At 41.9% G+C, this 16,940-nt stretch carries 24 protein-coding genes; 9 read left to right on the top strand and 15 right to left on the bottom strand.

From position 1 onward, the window contains the following. The first annotated feature begins 2 nt into the window (after positions 1-2). The 6 genes from EV681_RS22025 (at position 3) to EV681_RS22000 (ending at position 5,752) form a co-directional block, all read left to right on the top strand. Positions 3-785 carry a TrbG/VirB9 family P-type conjugative transfer protein gene (locus tag EV681_RS22025; RefSeq protein WP_165393182.1) on the top strand — a complete coding sequence of 261 codons (783 nt, stop codon included), beginning with the start codon at positions 3-5 and terminating at the stop codon, positions 783-785. Then, the gene (virB10, locus tag EV681_RS22020; RefSeq protein WP_165393181.1) at positions 775-1,890 is read left to right on the top strand and encodes a type IV secretion system protein VirB10; all 1,116 of its coding nucleotides are present in this window, start codon (positions 775-777) and stop codon (positions 1,888-1,890) included. The genes EV681_RS22025 and virB10 overlap by 11 nt, the downstream gene beginning before the upstream one ends. Continuing rightward, entirely contained in the window at positions 1,887-2,897 is a 1,011-nt protein-coding gene (gene virB11 / locus EV681_RS22015; protein WP_130305276.1) for a P-type DNA transfer ATPase VirB11, read from the top strand. The genes virB10 and virB11 overlap by 4 nt, the downstream gene beginning before the upstream one ends. Then, positions 2,894-4,858, top strand: a complete 1,965-nt coding sequence (locus tag EV681_RS22010; protein WP_130305275.1) for a type IV secretory system conjugative DNA transfer family protein — start codon at positions 2,894-2,896, stop codon at positions 4,856-4,858. Before virB11 ends, EV681_RS22010 begins: the two co-directional genes overlap by 4 nt. Positions 4,859-4,927: 69 nt before the next feature. After that, positions 4,928-5,443: a KfrB domain-containing protein gene (locus EV681_RS22005; protein WP_130305274.1), complete on the top strand. Its 516-nt coding sequence runs from the start codon at positions 4,928-4,930 to the stop codon at positions 5,441-5,443. A 66-nt stretch (positions 5,444-5,509) separates the two neighbouring features. Then, entirely contained in the window at positions 5,510-5,752 is a 243-nt protein-coding gene (locus EV681_RS22000) for a hypothetical protein (protein ID WP_130305273.1), read from the top strand. A 1-nt stretch (position 5,753) separates the two neighbouring features. Here EV681_RS22000 and EV681_RS22620 read toward each other — a convergent pair whose 3' ends face one another. The 12 genes from EV681_RS22620 to EV681_RS21945 all read right to left on the bottom strand — a co-directional run bounded on the left by EV681_RS22620 (position 5,754) and on the right by EV681_RS21945 (position 12,238). After that, on the bottom strand, positions 5,754-6,011 hold the full coding sequence (locus tag EV681_RS22620; protein ID WP_165393180.1) for a hypothetical protein: 258 nt from the start codon (positions 6,009-6,011) through the stop codon (positions 5,754-5,756). Between the two features lie 191 nt (positions 6,012-6,202). Further along, positions 6,203-6,544, bottom strand: a complete 342-nt coding sequence (locus tag EV681_RS21995; protein ID WP_130305272.1) for a helix-turn-helix domain-containing protein — start codon at positions 6,542-6,544, stop codon at positions 6,203-6,205. Continuing rightward, positions 6,528-6,809 (bottom strand): hypothetical protein, encoded by a 282-nt coding sequence (locus EV681_RS21990; protein ID WP_130305271.1) that lies wholly within the window; start codon positions 6,807-6,809, stop codon positions 6,528-6,530. Before EV681_RS21990 ends, EV681_RS21995 begins: the two co-directional genes overlap by 17 nt. A gap of 27 nt (positions 6,810-6,836) precedes the next feature. Then, complete coding sequence (locus tag EV681_RS21985) at positions 6,837-7,160, bottom strand: hypothetical protein (RefSeq protein WP_130305270.1); 324 nt, start codon at positions 7,158-7,160, stop codon at positions 6,837-6,839. A 56-nt stretch (positions 7,161-7,216) separates the two neighbouring features. Further along, positions 7,217-7,768 (bottom strand): hypothetical protein, encoded by a 552-nt coding sequence (locus EV681_RS21980; RefSeq protein WP_130305269.1) that lies wholly within the window; start codon positions 7,766-7,768, stop codon positions 7,217-7,219. Positions 7,769-7,778: 10 nt separating this feature from the next. Then, on the bottom strand, positions 7,779-8,312 hold the full coding sequence (locus tag EV681_RS21975) for a hypothetical protein (protein WP_130305268.1): 534 nt from the start codon (positions 8,310-8,312) through the stop codon (positions 7,779-7,781). A 1,070-nt stretch (positions 8,313-9,382) separates the two neighbouring features. Beyond that, a complete protein-coding gene (gene trfA / locus EV681_RS21970; protein WP_130305267.1) occupies positions 9,383-10,270 on the bottom strand; it encodes a plasmid replication initiator TrfA in 888 nt (295 codons plus the stop codon). A gap of 33 nt (positions 10,271-10,303) precedes the next feature. Beyond that, a complete protein-coding gene (locus EV681_RS21965) occupies positions 10,304-10,582 on the bottom strand; it encodes a HigA family addiction module antitoxin (protein WP_130305266.1) in 279 nt (92 codons plus the stop codon). A 13-nt stretch (positions 10,583-10,595) separates the two neighbouring features. After that, on the bottom strand, positions 10,596-10,874 hold the full coding sequence (locus EV681_RS21960; RefSeq protein ID WP_130305265.1) for a type II toxin-antitoxin system RelE/ParE family toxin: 279 nt from the start codon (positions 10,872-10,874) through the stop codon (positions 10,596-10,598). A 67-nt stretch (positions 10,875-10,941) separates the two neighbouring features. Further along, positions 10,942-11,379, bottom strand: coding sequence for a DUF192 domain-containing protein (locus tag EV681_RS21955; protein WP_130305264.1), 438 nt, complete (start codon positions 11,377-11,379; stop codon positions 10,942-10,944). Then, entirely contained in the window at positions 11,376-11,933 is a 558-nt protein-coding gene (locus tag EV681_RS21950) for a recombinase family protein (RefSeq protein WP_130305263.1), read from the bottom strand. The genes EV681_RS21955 and EV681_RS21950 overlap by 4 nt, the downstream gene beginning before the upstream one ends. After that, positions 11,930-12,238: a CppA family protein gene (locus EV681_RS21945; RefSeq protein WP_130305262.1), complete on the bottom strand. Its 309-nt coding sequence runs from the start codon at positions 12,236-12,238 to the stop codon at positions 11,930-11,932. Before EV681_RS21945 ends, EV681_RS21950 begins: the two co-directional genes overlap by 4 nt. Before the next feature lie 303 nt (positions 12,239-12,541). On the opposite strand from EV681_RS21945, the gene EV681_RS21940 reads away from it, so the two are divergent. The 3 genes from EV681_RS21940 to EV681_RS21930 all read left to right on the top strand — a co-directional run bounded on the left by EV681_RS21940 (position 12,542) and on the right by EV681_RS21930 (position 14,986). After that, positions 12,542-13,024: a hypothetical protein gene (locus EV681_RS21940; RefSeq protein WP_165393179.1), complete on the top strand. Its 483-nt coding sequence runs from the start codon at positions 12,542-12,544 to the stop codon at positions 13,022-13,024. Between the two features lie 265 nt (positions 13,025-13,289). Beyond that, on the top strand, positions 13,290-13,712 hold the full coding sequence (locus EV681_RS21935; RefSeq protein ID WP_130305260.1) for a LexA family protein: 423 nt from the start codon (positions 13,290-13,292) through the stop codon (positions 13,710-13,712). Continuing rightward, complete coding sequence (locus tag EV681_RS21930; RefSeq protein ID WP_130305259.1) at positions 13,709-14,986, top strand: Y-family DNA polymerase; 1,278 nt, start codon at positions 13,709-13,711, stop codon at positions 14,984-14,986. The genes EV681_RS21935 and EV681_RS21930 overlap by 4 nt, the downstream gene beginning before the upstream one ends. 13 nt (positions 14,987-14,999) lie before the next feature. Here the strand turns inward: EV681_RS21930 and EV681_RS21925 are convergent, their stop codons facing one another. The 3 genes from EV681_RS21925 to EV681_RS21915 are packed head-to-tail and all read right to left on the bottom strand — an operon-like array spanning position 15,000 to position 16,763. Next, on the bottom strand, positions 15,000-15,479 hold the full coding sequence (locus EV681_RS21925; protein ID WP_130305258.1) for a hypothetical protein: 480 nt from the start codon (positions 15,477-15,479) through the stop codon (positions 15,000-15,002). 49 nt (positions 15,480-15,528) lie between these two features. Beyond that, positions 15,529-15,795, bottom strand: a complete 267-nt coding sequence (locus tag EV681_RS21920; protein WP_130305257.1) for a hypothetical protein — start codon at positions 15,793-15,795, stop codon at positions 15,529-15,531. Positions 15,796-15,839: 44 nt separating this feature from the next. Continuing rightward, positions 15,840-16,763, bottom strand: coding sequence for a DUF3560 domain-containing protein (locus tag EV681_RS21915; protein WP_242612362.1), 924 nt, complete (start codon positions 16,761-16,763; stop codon positions 15,840-15,842). Positions 16,764-16,940 lie beyond the last annotated feature (177 nt).

Raw genomic sequence — 16,940 nt, 5'->3', positions numbered from 1 at the left:
CAATGAAACTCAAAACATTACTACTTGCGGCTGCTATTGCTATGTCAGCGCCAGCAATGGCAAATAGCAACTTTAATGTTGTTTACGACAATTCTAAGCGGATTCAGACTGTCACCTATAGCGATAACCTAGTTATTAAGGTTGCTGGTTATAAAAATCATCCCTCCGTTATTGTCTTTGGAGAAGATGAAACCATTAACAATGTTGCCGGTGGAATTATTGTTAATTGGGAATTGTTTAAAGAAGGTCGAAATTTGTTTTTCAGGCCACTTGATGGCGCTAAGGCAGCCACTGTCATTGTCTCAACTGACAAACATGATTATGTGATCGATCTTTATCCTTCCGGTGGCAACGTAAAAAATCGTGTCTCCAAAATAATCATGAAATACCCTGAGAAAAAGGGTGATTCAGACAGCGCCGGAACTGAACAAGATTCACCGCCAATGAATAGCGGAATCCAGAATTTCAACTATTCAATGGAAATTGTCAAAGAAGATGAAAATTTCCGACCGTTGGAGGTGTTCGATAACGGTACGTTTACGTATATGAAATTTGATAAAAACGTTGACGTTCCAGCCATATATAAGAGCACTCCCGGCTCTGAAAATGAATGGTTGATAAATTCCCATAAAGAAAATGGTTATATCGTCCTGCACGGTGTAAGTCCGCTTTGGAATTTAAGAATAGGGGATTCATTGATCGGGGTCTTTAATGACTCATATAAAGCCAAAGTTTCGCGTGGAGAAACTCAAAACGATAGCAAGGAGAATATCTATGGAAACTGATAAAAACCAAAATCCCCAAGAGTCTGAAAAAGTGTACTACGACGAGCCTGAAGGTGTAGAAAATGAAAAATACACTTTCGATTCTGAGAAAGAGAAACGAAAAAATAATGTATTGGTAAAAGCGATAATTTTTCTGGTTATTTTGTGTCTCGTTGTTATCGGGGCTGGATTATTAATTAAGTACATGCTTGACAAAAATGCAGCTGAGCGTGAAGCAAGACAACGTGAGAACGAAAATGCAGCAAACGTTGAAAATTCAAGACGTGGCCGTGAATTTTCATTTCCTGAGCCAGTGCCCCAGGTTGCAGAACCGGCGCCCTTGCCTGTACTTCCACAGACCGATGAACCAAAGCCAATACCCTTGCATAACAATGGGTCTACGCAAGCAAATACAGGCGCTACGGGACAAAACCCTCCGCCAGCACCTAAACCAATGATGCTTGGAAAAGAAGAAACGGAACTCTTACCGACAACGATTGAAGGTTATGCAAAGCTCGAAAAAGCACCATTGACAAAGACAGAACAACGCAAATCCGCAAAGATTGGGGATCGGTCGAAAGTCATCACTCGGGGCAGCAATATTCCTTGCATTTTGTTATCGCAATTGAATTCAAATGTACCAGGCCAAACTTCCTGCGTTATTCCTGAAAACGTATATAGCAACAATGGCAAAAGATTGCTTATTGCCAAAGGCTCCAAAGCTATAGGTGAGTATGGTCAAACATTACAAAATGGGGATAAGCGAATCGGTGTTATGTGGCAGCGGATTGAAACTACCGATGGTTTCGTTATAGATGTAGATAGCCCTGCAACAGATGGTGTAGGCACAATGGGCGTGGGTGGCTATGTTGAAAATCATTGGGGTGAGCGTTTAGGCGCCGCATTACTGCTCTCATTGATTGACGACAGCGTAAGTTATGCCATTGCCAAGGAAACTCAAGGGTCAGCAGGGCAGCAAGTCTATGGTGAAAGAACAGGCCGCCAATCTAAAGAAATGGCTTCTAAAGTCCTGGATTCGACAATCAATATACGTCCAACGCTAGAAGCTAATCGCGGCGCACGTCTAATGATTTTTGTTAACAAAGATCTATGGTTTGAATCATGATTACTGAACAACCAACCTCAGTGGTGCACTTTCTTAAACCATTTCAGCCATTTTTCGAGGATGAACAAGTTACTGAAATTGTAGTTAACGAACCCAACATTGTTATGTCACTCAAGAATTCAACATGGCAATCAAGCAGGGTAGAGCAGGTGACAACAAGTCATCTGACAAAGTTAGGTGTTGCCGTTGCAAAATTCTCTAATCAAAAGTGGGATGAGTCAAACCCACTTTTATCGAGCTCGATGCCGGATGGTTCACGTATCCAGCTAGTTATGCCGCCAGCAGTTGAGAAAAATAGGATTTCGTTAACTATCCGTAGACCTTCACAAGTTGATCTTGATCTTGATGACTTTGACAAACAGGGTTTATTCAACGACATAGCAGTATCACGATTTGAAACGAATGAAAAAGAGAATGAGCTCAAAAAACTGTTATCCGATAAAAAGTTTAAAGAGTTCATTAGAAAGGCAGTTATCTATAGAAAAAACATCATTTGTTGTGGTGCGACTGGATCAGGAAAAACAACGTTCATGAAGGGAATCGTCAAAGAAATTCCCTTACATGAACGTCTAATCACGATTGAAGACGTTAGAGAATTATTTCTACCACATCAAAATCAGGTCAATTTGCTGTATTCAGCTACTAAATCCGGTAAAGCAGACATTGATACACAAGACCTAGTAAAAAGCTGTCTACGTATGAAACCTGACCGTATCCTGCTAGCAGAAGTACGCAGCGAAGAATGTTTGTATTTCATCCGTACCGCCGCTTCAGGCCATCCAGGCTCTATCACGTCATTACATGCTGATAGTCCAATGCTTGCTTGGGAACAACTTGTGATCATGATTAAAGAATCACAGGCTGGCAGCAGACTTGATAATGAAATGATTCGTCGGCTCCTGTTTATGACCATCGACATAATCATTCATTTTGAAGAATTTAACGGAAAGCGGCGAATCACCGAGATTTACTACAATCCGGATAAAAAATACGAGTTGATGAAATGAGTAAACCAAAGATAATCTTCGCCATTTTATTCGCTCTTGTTTCTTTGGTTCTTTATGTCCTGATAGCCAGTTTCATAGCTGGGTATGTCCTCTTTATTGTGTTCAAACAAATCCCTGTCAACATATCGTTCTTCACAATATATGATGCGTTTCAAACCTTTCAAGAACCTCACATAAAAAAGGTATACATTGCCCTTGCAGTTGGATATATCGCTCCAGCAGCCGCATTTGTAGCCATGTTGTTGACTGGCAAAAAAGGCCCTGAACTTTACGGTAAAACTCGCTTTGCCAATCGCTCTGATCTTAATAAAGAGGGTTTTTTGAATAACAAGGGGATCATTCTTGGCCGTTTGAAAAAAGATTTTTTAAAACTCCCAGGCTATGAGTTCGTCATGTTGGCCGCTGCAACAAGGACAGGTAAGGGTGTAGGGTTCGTTATTCCAAATTTATTAACCTTCCCTGACAGTACTGTCGTTCTGGATATCAAAGGTGAAAACTATCAAATAACATCACAATTCCGGAAAAGGCATCTGAAAAACAAAATATATTATTTCAACCCTTTTTCTGAAAATAGCCATAGGTGGAACCCACTTTCTTATATATCGGATGATGAAAAGTTTCGCGTCAACGATATTATGAATTTGGCGAATATGATTTTTCCATCCAATTCCGGCAATGACAATGATGCTTTTTGGAATGATATGGCTCGGGACTTTTTCCTGGGTGTCGTTCTATTGGTGTTTGAAACCCCATCACTGCCAAACACACTCGGGGAAGTGGTTAGACAAGCATCAGGAAAAGGGCAAAAAACCGTTGATTATCTAAACTCTGTCATTGCGCTTCGTAAAGAATCAGAACTACCGCTGTCTAACCGCTGTGTGAACGCCTTAAATCGTGTTCTAACGGGTTCTGAAAACTCCATTGGCAATATCTTACAAACCTTCAATGCCAAACTTAGCCGTTGGGAAAATGCCGTTGTCGATAAAGCCACAAGTGGCGACGATTTTGATTTGCGTGAAGTTCGCAAAAAGAAAATGAGCATTTATATACATATTGATCCCGCAAATATTGTCCAGGCTGATTTTCTGATTAATTTATTTTTTACTCAATTAATCAATGAAAACGTAAAGGAATTGCCAGAACAGAACCCGGCTCTGAAATATCAATGTTTGTTGATGCTAGACGAATTCACAGCAGCTGGAAAAATCTCAATTATCGCAAAAGGCGTTGGATTCATGGCCGGATATAACATGCGCCTGGCTCTCATTATTCAAGACAAGACGCAGCTTGAATCTACCTATGGAAAAGACGCAGAAAACTTGATCAGCAATATGGGCGCTGTCATTTACTACACGCCTCGAAAGGTCAAAGAGGCAGAAGAATACAGCAAGATGATTGGCTACAACACGATAAAGTCAAAATCTGTGCAACGGTCATTTTCGCAGTCTGGCCGCTCAGAAACCGAATCACAGCAGCAACGAGCCTTAATGCTGCCTCAAGAATTGCTTTCTTTAAGCATCGAAAAAGAGCTTATCAGTCGGCCAGGAATACCCATTATTTTGTCCGAAAAAATTCGTTATTTTAAGGAGGATTATTTTAAAGAACGTTTGGCAGCCGTCGATTGTGAAGATGTTCAGATAGACGGAACAACACGCACAATCCCGATTAAAGAAGTTGTCCCTAAGCCCAATTGGCGTATTTACAAATCATCAGTTTATCGCAGTGATTATTACCAGGAAGGTGAATTTATGGACTTAAAAAAACCGGAGCAAAGCCCAGATATGCAGAAATTGTTGGATATCGTCAACGAAGAAGATACTGGCAACGACTCGCCTGAAAGTGAACAGGCACGGATCGAAGCAGTTGAGAAACTAGCTGAAGCATATAAAAAGGAATATCTTGAAAAATTGGATACGCCTTATATGGGAACTTCTGATACAACGTTAGACCCAAATGCTTAAATGCCGAAACAGTCCGGACTCTGCCCACGATACGGGTGTTGATTAATTACCTCGATAGGAATTTAAATTATGTCTAATGAAGAACGCAAAACCATCGGCGATCTACTTCCTAAGCCTGATTTTGAAACAGCACGTGAAGCAGTTATGCGAGAAGGGCAGGGCTATGTACATTTACCGAAACGTAATAGCGACTACACTGGACGGATTCTGTTGATGACCGATAGCCACTTGATTCAACAGGTCGGCTATCGGACTGCTATTGCTCATGATCTGTCAAAACTGGATAAAGGCAAAGAAATAGGAGATAGGTTTGATCGTAACGAAATTAAGCCTAAAACGACTATTTCCATTAAATATGACAATGAGCGCGGCTCTACCCGACTCATGAACCCTGAGCAGGCCAGAGTAGAGCGTTATAGCAAAGACGCTGAAAAATGGGCTGAAAAGAACATTACAAATGAACAATCTCGAAAATTATTCTTAGAAAACATCGAGAAGTTTAAAAAAGATGTCAGCAGGGAAAAAGGCCATGAGAAAGCCCAAGAACGGCCACCAGCGGCCAGAGAAGCAGAGAAACAGCGGTAACCCTTGGAATACAAATAAAGGCCCCTAGGGCCTTTATTTCGCTTTAGATTTTGGATTCAAATGTATATGACAGAACTGGATGACCTTGTGCCAGGCACAATGTATGAATTTCATACCAAAACATGGCTATCCCCTTTTGCAGAAACAATACCTGCCGCTCGTAAAATAAGAAAATTTATACGTATTGTTTACATCGAGACGGAGGCAATAGGGCCAGTGCCCTTTGTTGAGCTTGGCAAAAGCAATGGAACAAGGGATCTGATTGCAGTTGAAATCATCATCAACGTGGTTCCGTTAACCAGGCACTAAATTAACTATCGTTTTTCAAATCCACTACAGCCGCTACGATTTCATCAAGAACGGCTTCGTTGTCAACTATCCAATCGGCAATCGTTACATTGCCACCAACTTCCATTCGTTCATCAAGTGATACTGTTGGCAGCGCGCTATCTTCGTCAATGTCAAGCACGTATTGCCCATGAAGGTGAATTACCTCGGCTTCATCGAGTCGATACGAGCCAGGACAGACGGCATGTAGTCGATCAAGAATTTTGTTTAGCACTATCATTAAATGCCCAGATGAAAATACCAGAGAAAACGCTCAGCACGAACACAATATTCCCAACAAAACCAATAGCTGGTTCAAAATAAAGAAGTCCATATGCCATTATTGCTATGCCAAGGAAGGTTAATAGTGCCGATGGTACTAGTTTTCGAGCTAATTTCGTTTTAAATACATTCATTTTACAAAGAGCCCCGTTAGGATAAAACTGCCAATTTCTTTTGCTTCTCAATTTTCATTACGATATATTCAGAAATTTCCTCTATAGCGGTTTCAGGTAGCTGTTTTAGTTCTGCAATAGAAAAATCAACGAACGGCCAGCTGTCTTTCATTGGGCCTTGACCAGTCGCCAGCCATTCACTTTTCACGCAAAGCAGCTCAGCCGCTAAAACTAAATTTTTCCCTTTCAAATTTTTTGTTTTGCCGCTGGCCCAATTGCTAACTGATGACCTTTTAGCGCCAGTTTTTCTAGCTAAATCAGACTGAGAAATATCGGCGTGTTGCATTGCATAGCGGAGTCTTTCACTTAAATTTTGCATGGCTTATAGGCTGGTATTTTTTATACTTCATGAAAGAAAGAATTGCAAATAAGGTGAATACTACAATCGCAGCAAAAAAATACCAACGTCCATGTACAAGCCAATCCCTGTTATATCCAAGAATAGATCTACCAAACCCTATTTCTTGTTCCAAAGATTCGGCCCAAAAAGACATTATAAAAGTTGCGATTGAAGCAATAACACATATAGAACTGGATACTGCCGAATGCCAGTGCGATTTTTCTAATGCCCTCTGTGTACTCATGTCCAAATCCCTCGTATTTGCAGAAGGTTAATCTTCTCTAACCATAAACCAAAATGCTATTACAAATATTGCAAAGCCAAGACCAGAAAACGTCAATACCTTACTGTCATTCAGAATTCCGATAATGCCAACAATCGCCCCAGCAATCATTGAGGTTAGACAAATTTGATTAATATGTTTATGCAGCCAATGAAAAATTGGATGTTCTGATTTATATATATCATCTAAAGTTGCTAAAACCTTGTCAAATCCCTCGCGTTCTTCAGGGGTCATGGAATCTAGCTTCTCTTGATGTTCTTTTTCCTGTTGTTTGAGCGACTTAGGAGGCTCACCATTAGGTTTTTGATTCATTGAAATTCAGTTTTCTACAAAAATGCGATTGATTGATTGATTGATTTTAAACAATATCAATAACTTTTAATTACCTTGGAGCAGCTCAACAAATCCTTTTCTCCCGCTGAACACATGAATTCGTCCTTCTTTTTATTGCTTCTTATCTCAACTTCCTGACCTGGGCGCCCGGGTGGATATCCCGCAACTATATAGAAACCCTTTGTAGTTTCAACCATAGTAGTACGCGATTCAAAGAACGTTTCTGCTTGAAATGTCAATTTCCGAATCTGACCCACGCTTTTAATTTCCGTAACGGTCGTTGAATTATAAATAAAGGCCACAGCTATTGCCGGAAAACCAAAAATGACCACAATCCCAAATATTAAGTTATCTACAACCTTCGGCACTTCACCGTCATAACACTTAGATAAATAATTAGCCGCAAAATACAATGCCGCAATAAGTATGCTTAAGACAATATAAACAAAAGTTAGGTTAACTTCTGTACCCCCCGCTGATACTTCATTTTCATCAGGTTCTGCAGCTATAAACATCATTAGTTGATAAGCACCAATGATCATCGCCAGTGCTAGAAAAATTTTCAAATATCGTTGATTCCAGTTCATTGTATTGCTCCTAAACCTTGAATATTGGTTGGGTGAAAATATCAATAAACTGGGCCAATAACATAGTAAAACCGCAGACTCCAGGCAACCAAATTAATATAAAAACAGCAGTGGTAAAAGGTGTGGGCTCGGATAAGACTTTAAATGCTCCCAATACTTCAGAGACGGCTAGTGCGCACAAAAGCCAGCAGAATATACAAACCAGACCAATACAAATAGACGGTAAAATTGGTAACTCCCAACTTAATTTATTGCCAACGCATATACCCCAGAAAAATACAGAAGCAGCAAATAAGCCCAGACAGAAGCAAATCCAAACATACCCGCCAGAACCAACAAAATTTAAAAATTCTGAATATGTATTTGCTAAAAAATTAGCTATACCAGGCCCAAACTCAACTATTGATAAGATCACAACTGTAGCAATGAAAATGAAAATTCCGACTTTAGCAATAGTCTGTGCACATGAAACAGCGACATAGCTAAAAGGAGCCGGTGGCCCAACAAATTTATTCGAACTGAAAGAGTAGTTGTCTTTGCTCATGTTTGACTCCTGCTTAAAAAGTTTCCCTTAGAACTTGTTTAAATTATAGCAAAAGTAAACTTAAAAGTAAACTGTTTTGTAAATTAATATACTCATTTATTGAATATTTAAACCGCTGTGATCTCTTGATAAAATCGTACTTCAAACTTAATCATGACGTTTGAAGATAATTTGCTTTACATACCTTACCCTTCAGACTTCAAAAAAAAGCCCACACAAGCCCGCTACACAAACGAGACGACACTTTTAAACCTGTCGTATGCCCCTCTTATTGCAGAACCGAAGGGAAAGGGGTGCCGCTTGCGGGGAAAACCGCAGGTTTTCACATAAGGGGTCGAGGCCGCGACTGTAGCGAAGCGAAAGGAGGACAGGGGAACCGGCACGGTTCCCGCGGCCATAGCCTTTCATGTTTATTTGTTGCTACCAGCGCAGCTCAGTGTTGGGGTGAGGGTTCATATTTCCCGCTTTAGCGGGACTTGAATTAAAAGGCTTTGCGAAGCAAAGGGCGAAGGGAGCCTTGGCGACCGGAGGGTTAGGCGAAAGGGTTTCTGCCATACCTCAAACGTCGCAAATTTTCGCGGTCTATGGTTATATAGGTTATATAAGGTTAGGGGCTGCGTAATCTGTTGATTTAATTATTAAATACCCCAAACTTGATACCTCAAAAGTCGCAAAAACGTACCTCAAAAGTCGCGGTTTTATACCTCAAAAGTCGCAGCAGTGTGGATAACTCGTACCTCAAAGATCGCAAATCGTACCTCAGAAGTCGCAAATTCATGAATTTCGGGCCAATATCACAATCAAAAATATAGAAATTGTGGAAAACATTCACGCTAAGAAACCACAAAAGCCCAAAAATGCGATTTTTGGGGTACACATTGCCGTTTTACCGTACCTCAAAAGTCGCACAGAATATAAAAACGTACCTCAAAAGTCGCGCCTCTGTGGATAACCGTACCTCAGAAGTCGCAGAATCAGCGGATATACCCCAAAAATCGCAATTATATCCAGCTCAGTAAAAGCAATCTTCGATGTGGTAAGAATGGCCGTTTACAGAATCGTTTACTTCCTCAACTATCGATTTTTGAGGTACGCCTGCGAAAATGAATAGAGTCATTTTCAACAAAAATATCCTCAACAATGCCTATTTTTTTAAGTTCCTCACACTTCTGTTTTGCCCACTGGCGGGTGCGTGTAGGCGATTTAATCTCGATGCCGCACAGGTTAGCAAAATTGCTTACGCTTAACGGCAAGGGCGTTCTATGCGAGTTAACGTAGTCGGCCAGGCGGCGGGTTGCCGGGCTCAACTTTTTATAGATTTCCCAATTGTGGGAAGTAAAAAGATTGCCTGCGAATAGCAGCATTATTTTCTGATTCATGCGAACGAAATAGGTCATTTGATCGCCGTTGTTATCGTTCAAACTATCGTACTCGATCAAACTGAACGATCCACTGACACCATAGGCTTTTTTATTAGTAATCAGGATTTCAGTAGCGCGAAGACGGCTAATGCATTCGCGCAAGCGCGAATAACCGTCCCCGCTGCGAGGCCAATTTAAATCGCGTAATAGATCCGTCAAATCAAATTCAAAGGTGCTGCCAAAGTCGGTATCCTTGGCATAATGAACCAGTTGCATCCATACTAATTCATCGTCTACAGCCCGTAGTTCTGAGCCTGTATAAAGGATTTCAACATCATGAAGATGAAACAGCCGATTGCGCAGCAGGTTCTTTCTTGGCTGATTATTGTTCCTTGCAGTAAATAAAGAACTTCTGCAATAGTCATTCGGAATATGGCGCAGGTCGGTGCGGTTTCCGATAATTTCCGGAAATTGAATGGCTAACTGCGTGTTGCCATCCGGGTCAATGCCTTTGGCTTGCAAATAATTTTTCCGCTGGATAGCTAGTGATTTCTCATGAAGCTCAGAATCGGATCGTTTTGTTTGCTGTCGTCTCATTGCATTTACCCTAAATATTGAAAGCGTCTAAACTCAATTCACCAGCGAAGATACTTTCCCGATATCCTTGCTCATGATTCTGGAAAGTTCATAATTAGTTTGCAAGTCCATCCAAAAGCGAGCATTGCTTAGACCCGCTCTTTCGAGACGCAGCGCCATTTCAGGGCTGATCCCAATATGACCGTTTAACAGGCGCGATAGGGTAGTTCTGGAGACGCCAAGACGTGCTGCAGCCTCAGTGACGTCCAGGCCGGAATGATCAATAACGTCAGCTCTAATCAGTTCGCCAGGGTGTGGGTGATCTTTCATCATAATGTGTACCTTTTTAGTGATAGTCCAAATAATTCACTAATTCAACATTTGCATCGACAAATCTAAAAATAAGCCGCCAATTGCCGCTTACTGTGATTGAATAAAAACCTTTGTAATTGCCTTTGAGCATATGCAAACGCATACTTGGCAAATTTAGGCTTTCCGGCGTTCTTGCCGCGTCCAGGGCAGCTAGTAGTAGCTTGAGCCTGGGCGCATGAGTCGGTAAAACTCCCTTTGCTGAACCGGTTTTATAAAGGACTTCTAAACCTTTGTGTTTGAAAGAAATGATCATTGAAAACCGGATTCCTAAGCAATACAGGATTAAATTAATTGTAGCATGATGCTTTACGCGCTACAAGTTATTTTTTACACTCTCCAACCGATAAAAAATCGCCCGGTCTTAGCCCAACGATTGGGTATTGTCCGGCTGCGAGTTCCAACGCATAACGGGCAGGCAAGCCTGACTCATGATGTGTATCAGAATTGGGCTGCATGTCCTCGATCTTAAATAATTTCCCGGCTTCGTCAAAAAAACCAATAGAAAGGGGAACCCAGGTATCACGCATCCAAAATGTGCGGAGTTCTGCTTGCGGCCATGCAAACAGCATCCCAGGCCCAATATCTTTACGTTGTGACAGTCCTTTTTCCATTTGAGGCAAGGTTGTAGCAACAGGCACAGATTTGAGTGATTGACCATTAGAAAAATGTAGATCACATACCAACATATCGGCGCTGGCCGCAGGCAGGTAAGACATAACCAAAATGGCTAAACTTGCGCTTGCTAAGAGACTTTTCATTGTGTTGAATCCATTTTTAAATATTTATACACTGTGGCGCGACTAATGCCTAATGCATTCTGAATGTCCTTTACTGGAATGCTTTTATCAGCGTGCATAGCGCGTAACTGCTGGATTTGAGATTTAGTTAATGCTTTGGGTCGCCCACCGTTTTTCCCCCGCGCTCGGGCCGCTTTTAAGCCCTCCATGGTGCGTTCGCGGATGATGTTTAATTCCAGTTCTGCAAATGCAGAAATAATGGTGAATAAAAATCTGCCGGTCGATGTACTGGTATCAATGCCATCTTTGATAAAAACAATATCAATTTTCCGGCTTTCAAATTCTTGTAGAAGCGTCACCAGCTCCTTAACTGATCTTCCCAGGCGGTCAATTTTCCACACAACAAAAATATCGCCTTCGCGCAAATGCTCGATGGCCTTTGCAAGCTCTGGCCTGTCTTTCCTGGCACTTTGTTGCTCGGTGTATATCTTGGAACAACCTACCTCTTCTAAAGCCCTAATCTGCATATCAAGGTTTTGTTCCTGCGTTGAAACACGCGCATATCCAATTTTCATTTATTGCCCTTATTCAGAATGGCCCGTATCTCTGCCACTTTCTTATGTACCTCTGTTTTGGGTGTCACGAAAATATCTGCAGGCGGATCAATTTTTAAAATTTTGCAGATATTAGAAATATAGGGCTTCTTGCCATTGAGTTTCGCAATCGCTGCCTGTATCTGGCCTGGTGTAGTTGCGCTGGTCAACCAGGCGTGAATCTTTTCATCGCGTTCATTCAATAAAAGAAGTTCGTCACTCTGCTGAGTGCCGCTGTTTTGCGCCTGGCTGCTGCCAGCCCCAAAGTTTTTGTTAGCATCATCCATAAAGAAATAACCCAACGTCTATAAACATATAAAACTATACCATTAATATACATAGATTTATAGATAAGAAAAAAGACAAAAAGGCGTAAATATTGACGGGCTAGGGCAGGTTGGCCAACAGGTCTTTAAAACGGTGGTTTTTTAGACATCTGGTTTACGCTATAGCCTGCAGTTCCTGCATGTCTTATGTGATAAAAATTGTAGAATCCTGTTTTCCCTTAACCATCAATTTCTAGAATGAATAGCTGGCGACCGTTCTGCCTCGCAGAGCAAACATATGAGCTAACCCACTTAGATAAATATGTGCATACCTATGTTCAGCCAGCTAAGGGGGATAACCCTGAAAGAAAATATGTCGTTGAAATTTCTTTCAGCTTGCATTGCTTCACTCGGGGACCGGAATCAGGAGAGTCTACAAAGACCCCATATGCTTATAGTGACGCTAAAGAAACAAGAATATTTGATACTAGACGCTATGAATTGTCCAAGAGTCTAAAAACGATTGTTGAACAATTGCCTATGTCAGCGTGTTTTCATACAAATCACAGCACCTACTTCTCAATTAAACATATAAATGAACAAGGGGTTGTCGAAGATTATGAGATATATTTTTCGGTTTCTAAGCCAGCAGGCAGGGATAGCAAACTTCAGATATTTGTAATTACTGCCTATCCTCGCGACAGGGAATACACAAATAAGCCAGCAGGAAGGCGGAATAAAAAAATTAATTTTTTTGTGATTTTAAACAACGTTCTACAGGGTAAAGCAACAAGACCGGCCCCATAAAGGAAAAGCCCCATACAAAGTATGGGGCTTTTTTGAAACTAATCGGAACCTCTTGAATATCTCCGCACATGGGCTGAGACCGTTTCCGGTGGGTCAACGCGCCTTTCGGCTTCCGTTCATACGCTGATGTAATCATCATACCAAAAAGTTGCAAAAAACGCAACATGCCCGGGTATCGCCTCATTTGTTACGGCCGCAATTCTTTACCGTGCCAAACTAAATTTTGAGGTATAAAATACTGTATGTTTATACAGTGGTATTTATTATGATAATCGACTGCCAACTTATTGAGGCTGAAGCCCCGGCCATACAACAGGTTTTGAGTAAGACGCCGGCAGGCTTCCCCTCGCCAGCTGCGGATTTGGCCGTAAACAGAATAAACATAGGGGATATTCTTGTTAAGAATCCGGTCAGCACCTATTTCATGTGCATCAAAGGATTCAGCATGAAAGATGCAGGCATTGACGATGGGGATCATGTCATTGTCGATCGCTCGATCGAGCCCAGGCATAACCATATTGTGATCGCTGAAATTAATGGCGATGTTACGGTGAAGCGGCTCTTTAAAAAAAATGGCATTATCAAACTACGAGCAGAAAATGTCACCTATCCAGATATCGTTCCTGTCCAGGGCCAGGAGTGGGCGATATGGGGAGTCGTCACCTATATTATCAAGTCCACACTATGATATTTCTGCTGATTGACGGCAATGCGTTTTACGTGAGCTGTGAACGTGTATTTCGACCATCCCTTAAAGGCAAGCCCGTTATTGTTTTGTCATCCAACGACGGCTGCGCCATCGCTCGCAGCGATGAAGCAAAAGCGTTAGGCATTGCAATGGGTGATCCATGGTTCAAAATAAAACATTTAGTTGACTCAGCAGGGCTTATAGGGCTTTCCGCAAATTTCCCGTTATATCAAGACCTCTCAGACAGAATGATGGAAATCATAGGTCGATTTTCGGCTGATCAACTGGTGTATTCCGTGGATGAATGTTTTTTGACGCTCTCAAATTTTGGTGATGATTTAACAAAATATGGTCAACAGATTCGCGCTGATGTCATGCGAAACGTTGGGATTCCCACATGCGTGGGAAGTGGGCCAACTCGTACTTTGGCGAAATTCGCTAACCACTTAGCCAAAAAACAAAATCGGTGGAACGGCGTCTGTGACTTAACCTCGTTAACACGCCAAGAACTAGCCCATGAGATGCGCCATATTGATGTAAAGGAGGTTTGGGGGGTAGGGCGCCAGATATCAAAACGACTGTACCAAATGGGTATTCATACTGTGCTGGATCTCGCTAAACTAGATCCGGAAGTAGCACGGCATGAATTTTCTATTGTCCTGGGGAAAACCATTCAGGAGCTACGCGGTATTTCGCGCATCGAGCTAGAGCCGGACACGACGCCCAAAAAGCAAATAATTACTTCCCGTTCCTTTGGCTCACTTGTCACTACACAATCCCAATTAGCCGAGGCAATATCAGAATTTACCGCCATTGCAGCGAAAAAATTACGAGCGCAAGAATCAATTGCTGGCGGTATACAAGTATTTATCAGGACAAGCCCATTTAGAAAAGACAAACAATATTCCAATAGTCTGATTGCTTATTTCCCTTCGGGTGCAACTTCAGACACTGCGGCGATGATTCATACTGCATTGTCCTGCCTGAATAAAATATTTCGTCCTGGCTTTAATTATTCAAAAGCGGGGGTAATGCTATTTGACATTGAGCCAGCGCTAAAGATCCAAGGCGATCTTTTTAGCGAGGCTGAATCAGTAGAAGAAAGCAGGGCATTAATGGAAACGGTAGACGTACTTAACAAGCGATTCGGACGAGGGACAGTCAAAGCTGCCAGCGCGGGTATCCATAACAAAGAACAATGGTTTATGAGACAAGAGCGCAAAACTCAAAGTTATACAACGTCCTGGGATGAAGTTTTAACCGTTAGAGCATAGTCAATCAAGGCATCTAATTGAGTGCGTCTACAGCTTGTATCAATTTTTCGCGTTCCTCACTAAGATTTTCTGACTGCGCCATTTTTAAAACCATCTTATTGTTTTTAAACATAAGTCCAAATAAATCTAAATACTCGCTGTGGGTGAGTTTCCCGTCTGATAGAGCTGCTTTTACTGAATTCTTTACTTCAGCATCAGACCACTGCAAATTGTCCTTTATTGTCATATAGTCAGTGGCCGTTGCCTCCTGAATGGACATGATAAAGCTACCAATCGCAACCACAATCATCATGACGACCGGGATAATATAATAGCGCCAATTAAATTTGCCAGCCTTGGAATTTAGAAGTTTTCCAACTACATTTACCACTATCAACGCAGCTAACAAAACCAAAAATAGAGTCCAGCCTTTATAGTAAACCCCCATAATTACACCAACGGAAAGCGCAATGCCTATACTAATTTGATCTACTCTGGAAAAAAAAGAATGCATATACATTACCTGTTAATGTTCAAATTCAAAATATAAAAATAGGCAGCCATTAATATTTAATAGCGGCAATTTTCTGGTCAAAATGATTATCTATGAGACTATCAAAATCAATAATAATATCGTCCAGTTCAAAGATATGAGTCCGCAGCTTTTCGTCTTCCTGGCTATTGCATTTCTCTGAGTTCACCAGTTCTAAATTCACCCTCATTTCATCCCTGGCCTTGACCAGCTCGGCTTGAATCTTCGCGGCATCAGCTACAAAATTATCGATCCGCTTTTTAAGTACATCGATTTTATCTGTTTCATTGGTGTTCATTGGGTTTCTCCAGAGTAGGCCGGGAATTTCCCGGCCAGGATGGTTTACTGGGCGTCTAGTGCTTTACGAACTTGTCCAGCAGCCCAAATACCTGCATTGTTTAAATGCCGCACCCAGGCATTGCGCCGGGGCGACCATTTAAAAGCGTTCTTTTTTAAAACGGTGCGTGTAGCATCATCAGGTTTCCCACCAAAGATAAACATCACTCGATTTTCGTCGCCGTCCTCCCGATATTCGTAGTTATCTGTCTTAATCTCCACTGGTGCCCGCTGGCGTACCGCTTCGATATGTTTAATACGTTTCTCAAGGCGGTTTATGTTGGCGTTGTTATTGCTCAGGGAGAACCGGGCAAAGCCGATGGTGCCCATGCAATCAGGGGTTAGAATCTCTTTGGCTTGCTCATTTGTCAGAAAACCTAATGCAAGTAATCCGTCAAGTTGTGCATCTTCATCACCGCGACGACTACGAATCACGGCATTGATTTTTTTCATTTGATCCTGGGCGTTACGCAGATGTTCAATCTCTGCTTTGATTTTTTCAATGGCTTGCGGATCATCACTTGAAATACCACCAGTTCCGACCGATGCGGCCTTACGTGCGAAATATTCGGCTTTTTCAGATTCTTTAAAAGCCTTTCCATAGGTGTTATGAATTTTTTCCCGGAAACGACGATCACGATTTTCACTGTGGTGTCCGATCAAAATAGGCTGTCCCGGTGGAATCCAGCTAGACATTTCGCGCGCGCGGTCTAGTGTGGCTAGTGAATCTGATTCTGCTTTTTGGGCAAGTTGCTCGTACCGTTCTTTACGCTCGGCTTGTTTCTGTTCATAAGTGTTCATGCTGTGGATCTCCTGTGGTTGAGAAAGAGGGTTTAAATCACATGCTGTTTGGTGGGCCTTGGAGGGTTTGGGGGGAACACCCAAGTTTTCATTTGAGGTAATCAGGTCGTGTGTTTCTGCTGTATTCATGATTTCGTCCTTTTCGTTGATTTACTGTTCTATCGTTATGCTTTTCGGAGCCGCCTTGACGCATAGAAAAGACAGAACGCGAAGCAGGGCAAGGGCGCGCAGCGGCACCGATTAACTGGCGCGGCTCGCAGCGAAGCGAGAACACGGGTTAATCGGTGCGTACCCTTGTGCTGTGTA

This window comes from Advenella incenata, from assembly GCF_004217095.1.
GTDB classification, from domain to species: domain Bacteria; phylum Pseudomonadota; class Gammaproteobacteria; order Burkholderiales; family Burkholderiaceae_B; genus Advenella; species Advenella incenata.
The sequence above is the reverse complement of the archived record's forward strand: the minus strand, read 5'-3'. Positions and strand labels throughout refer to the sequence as shown.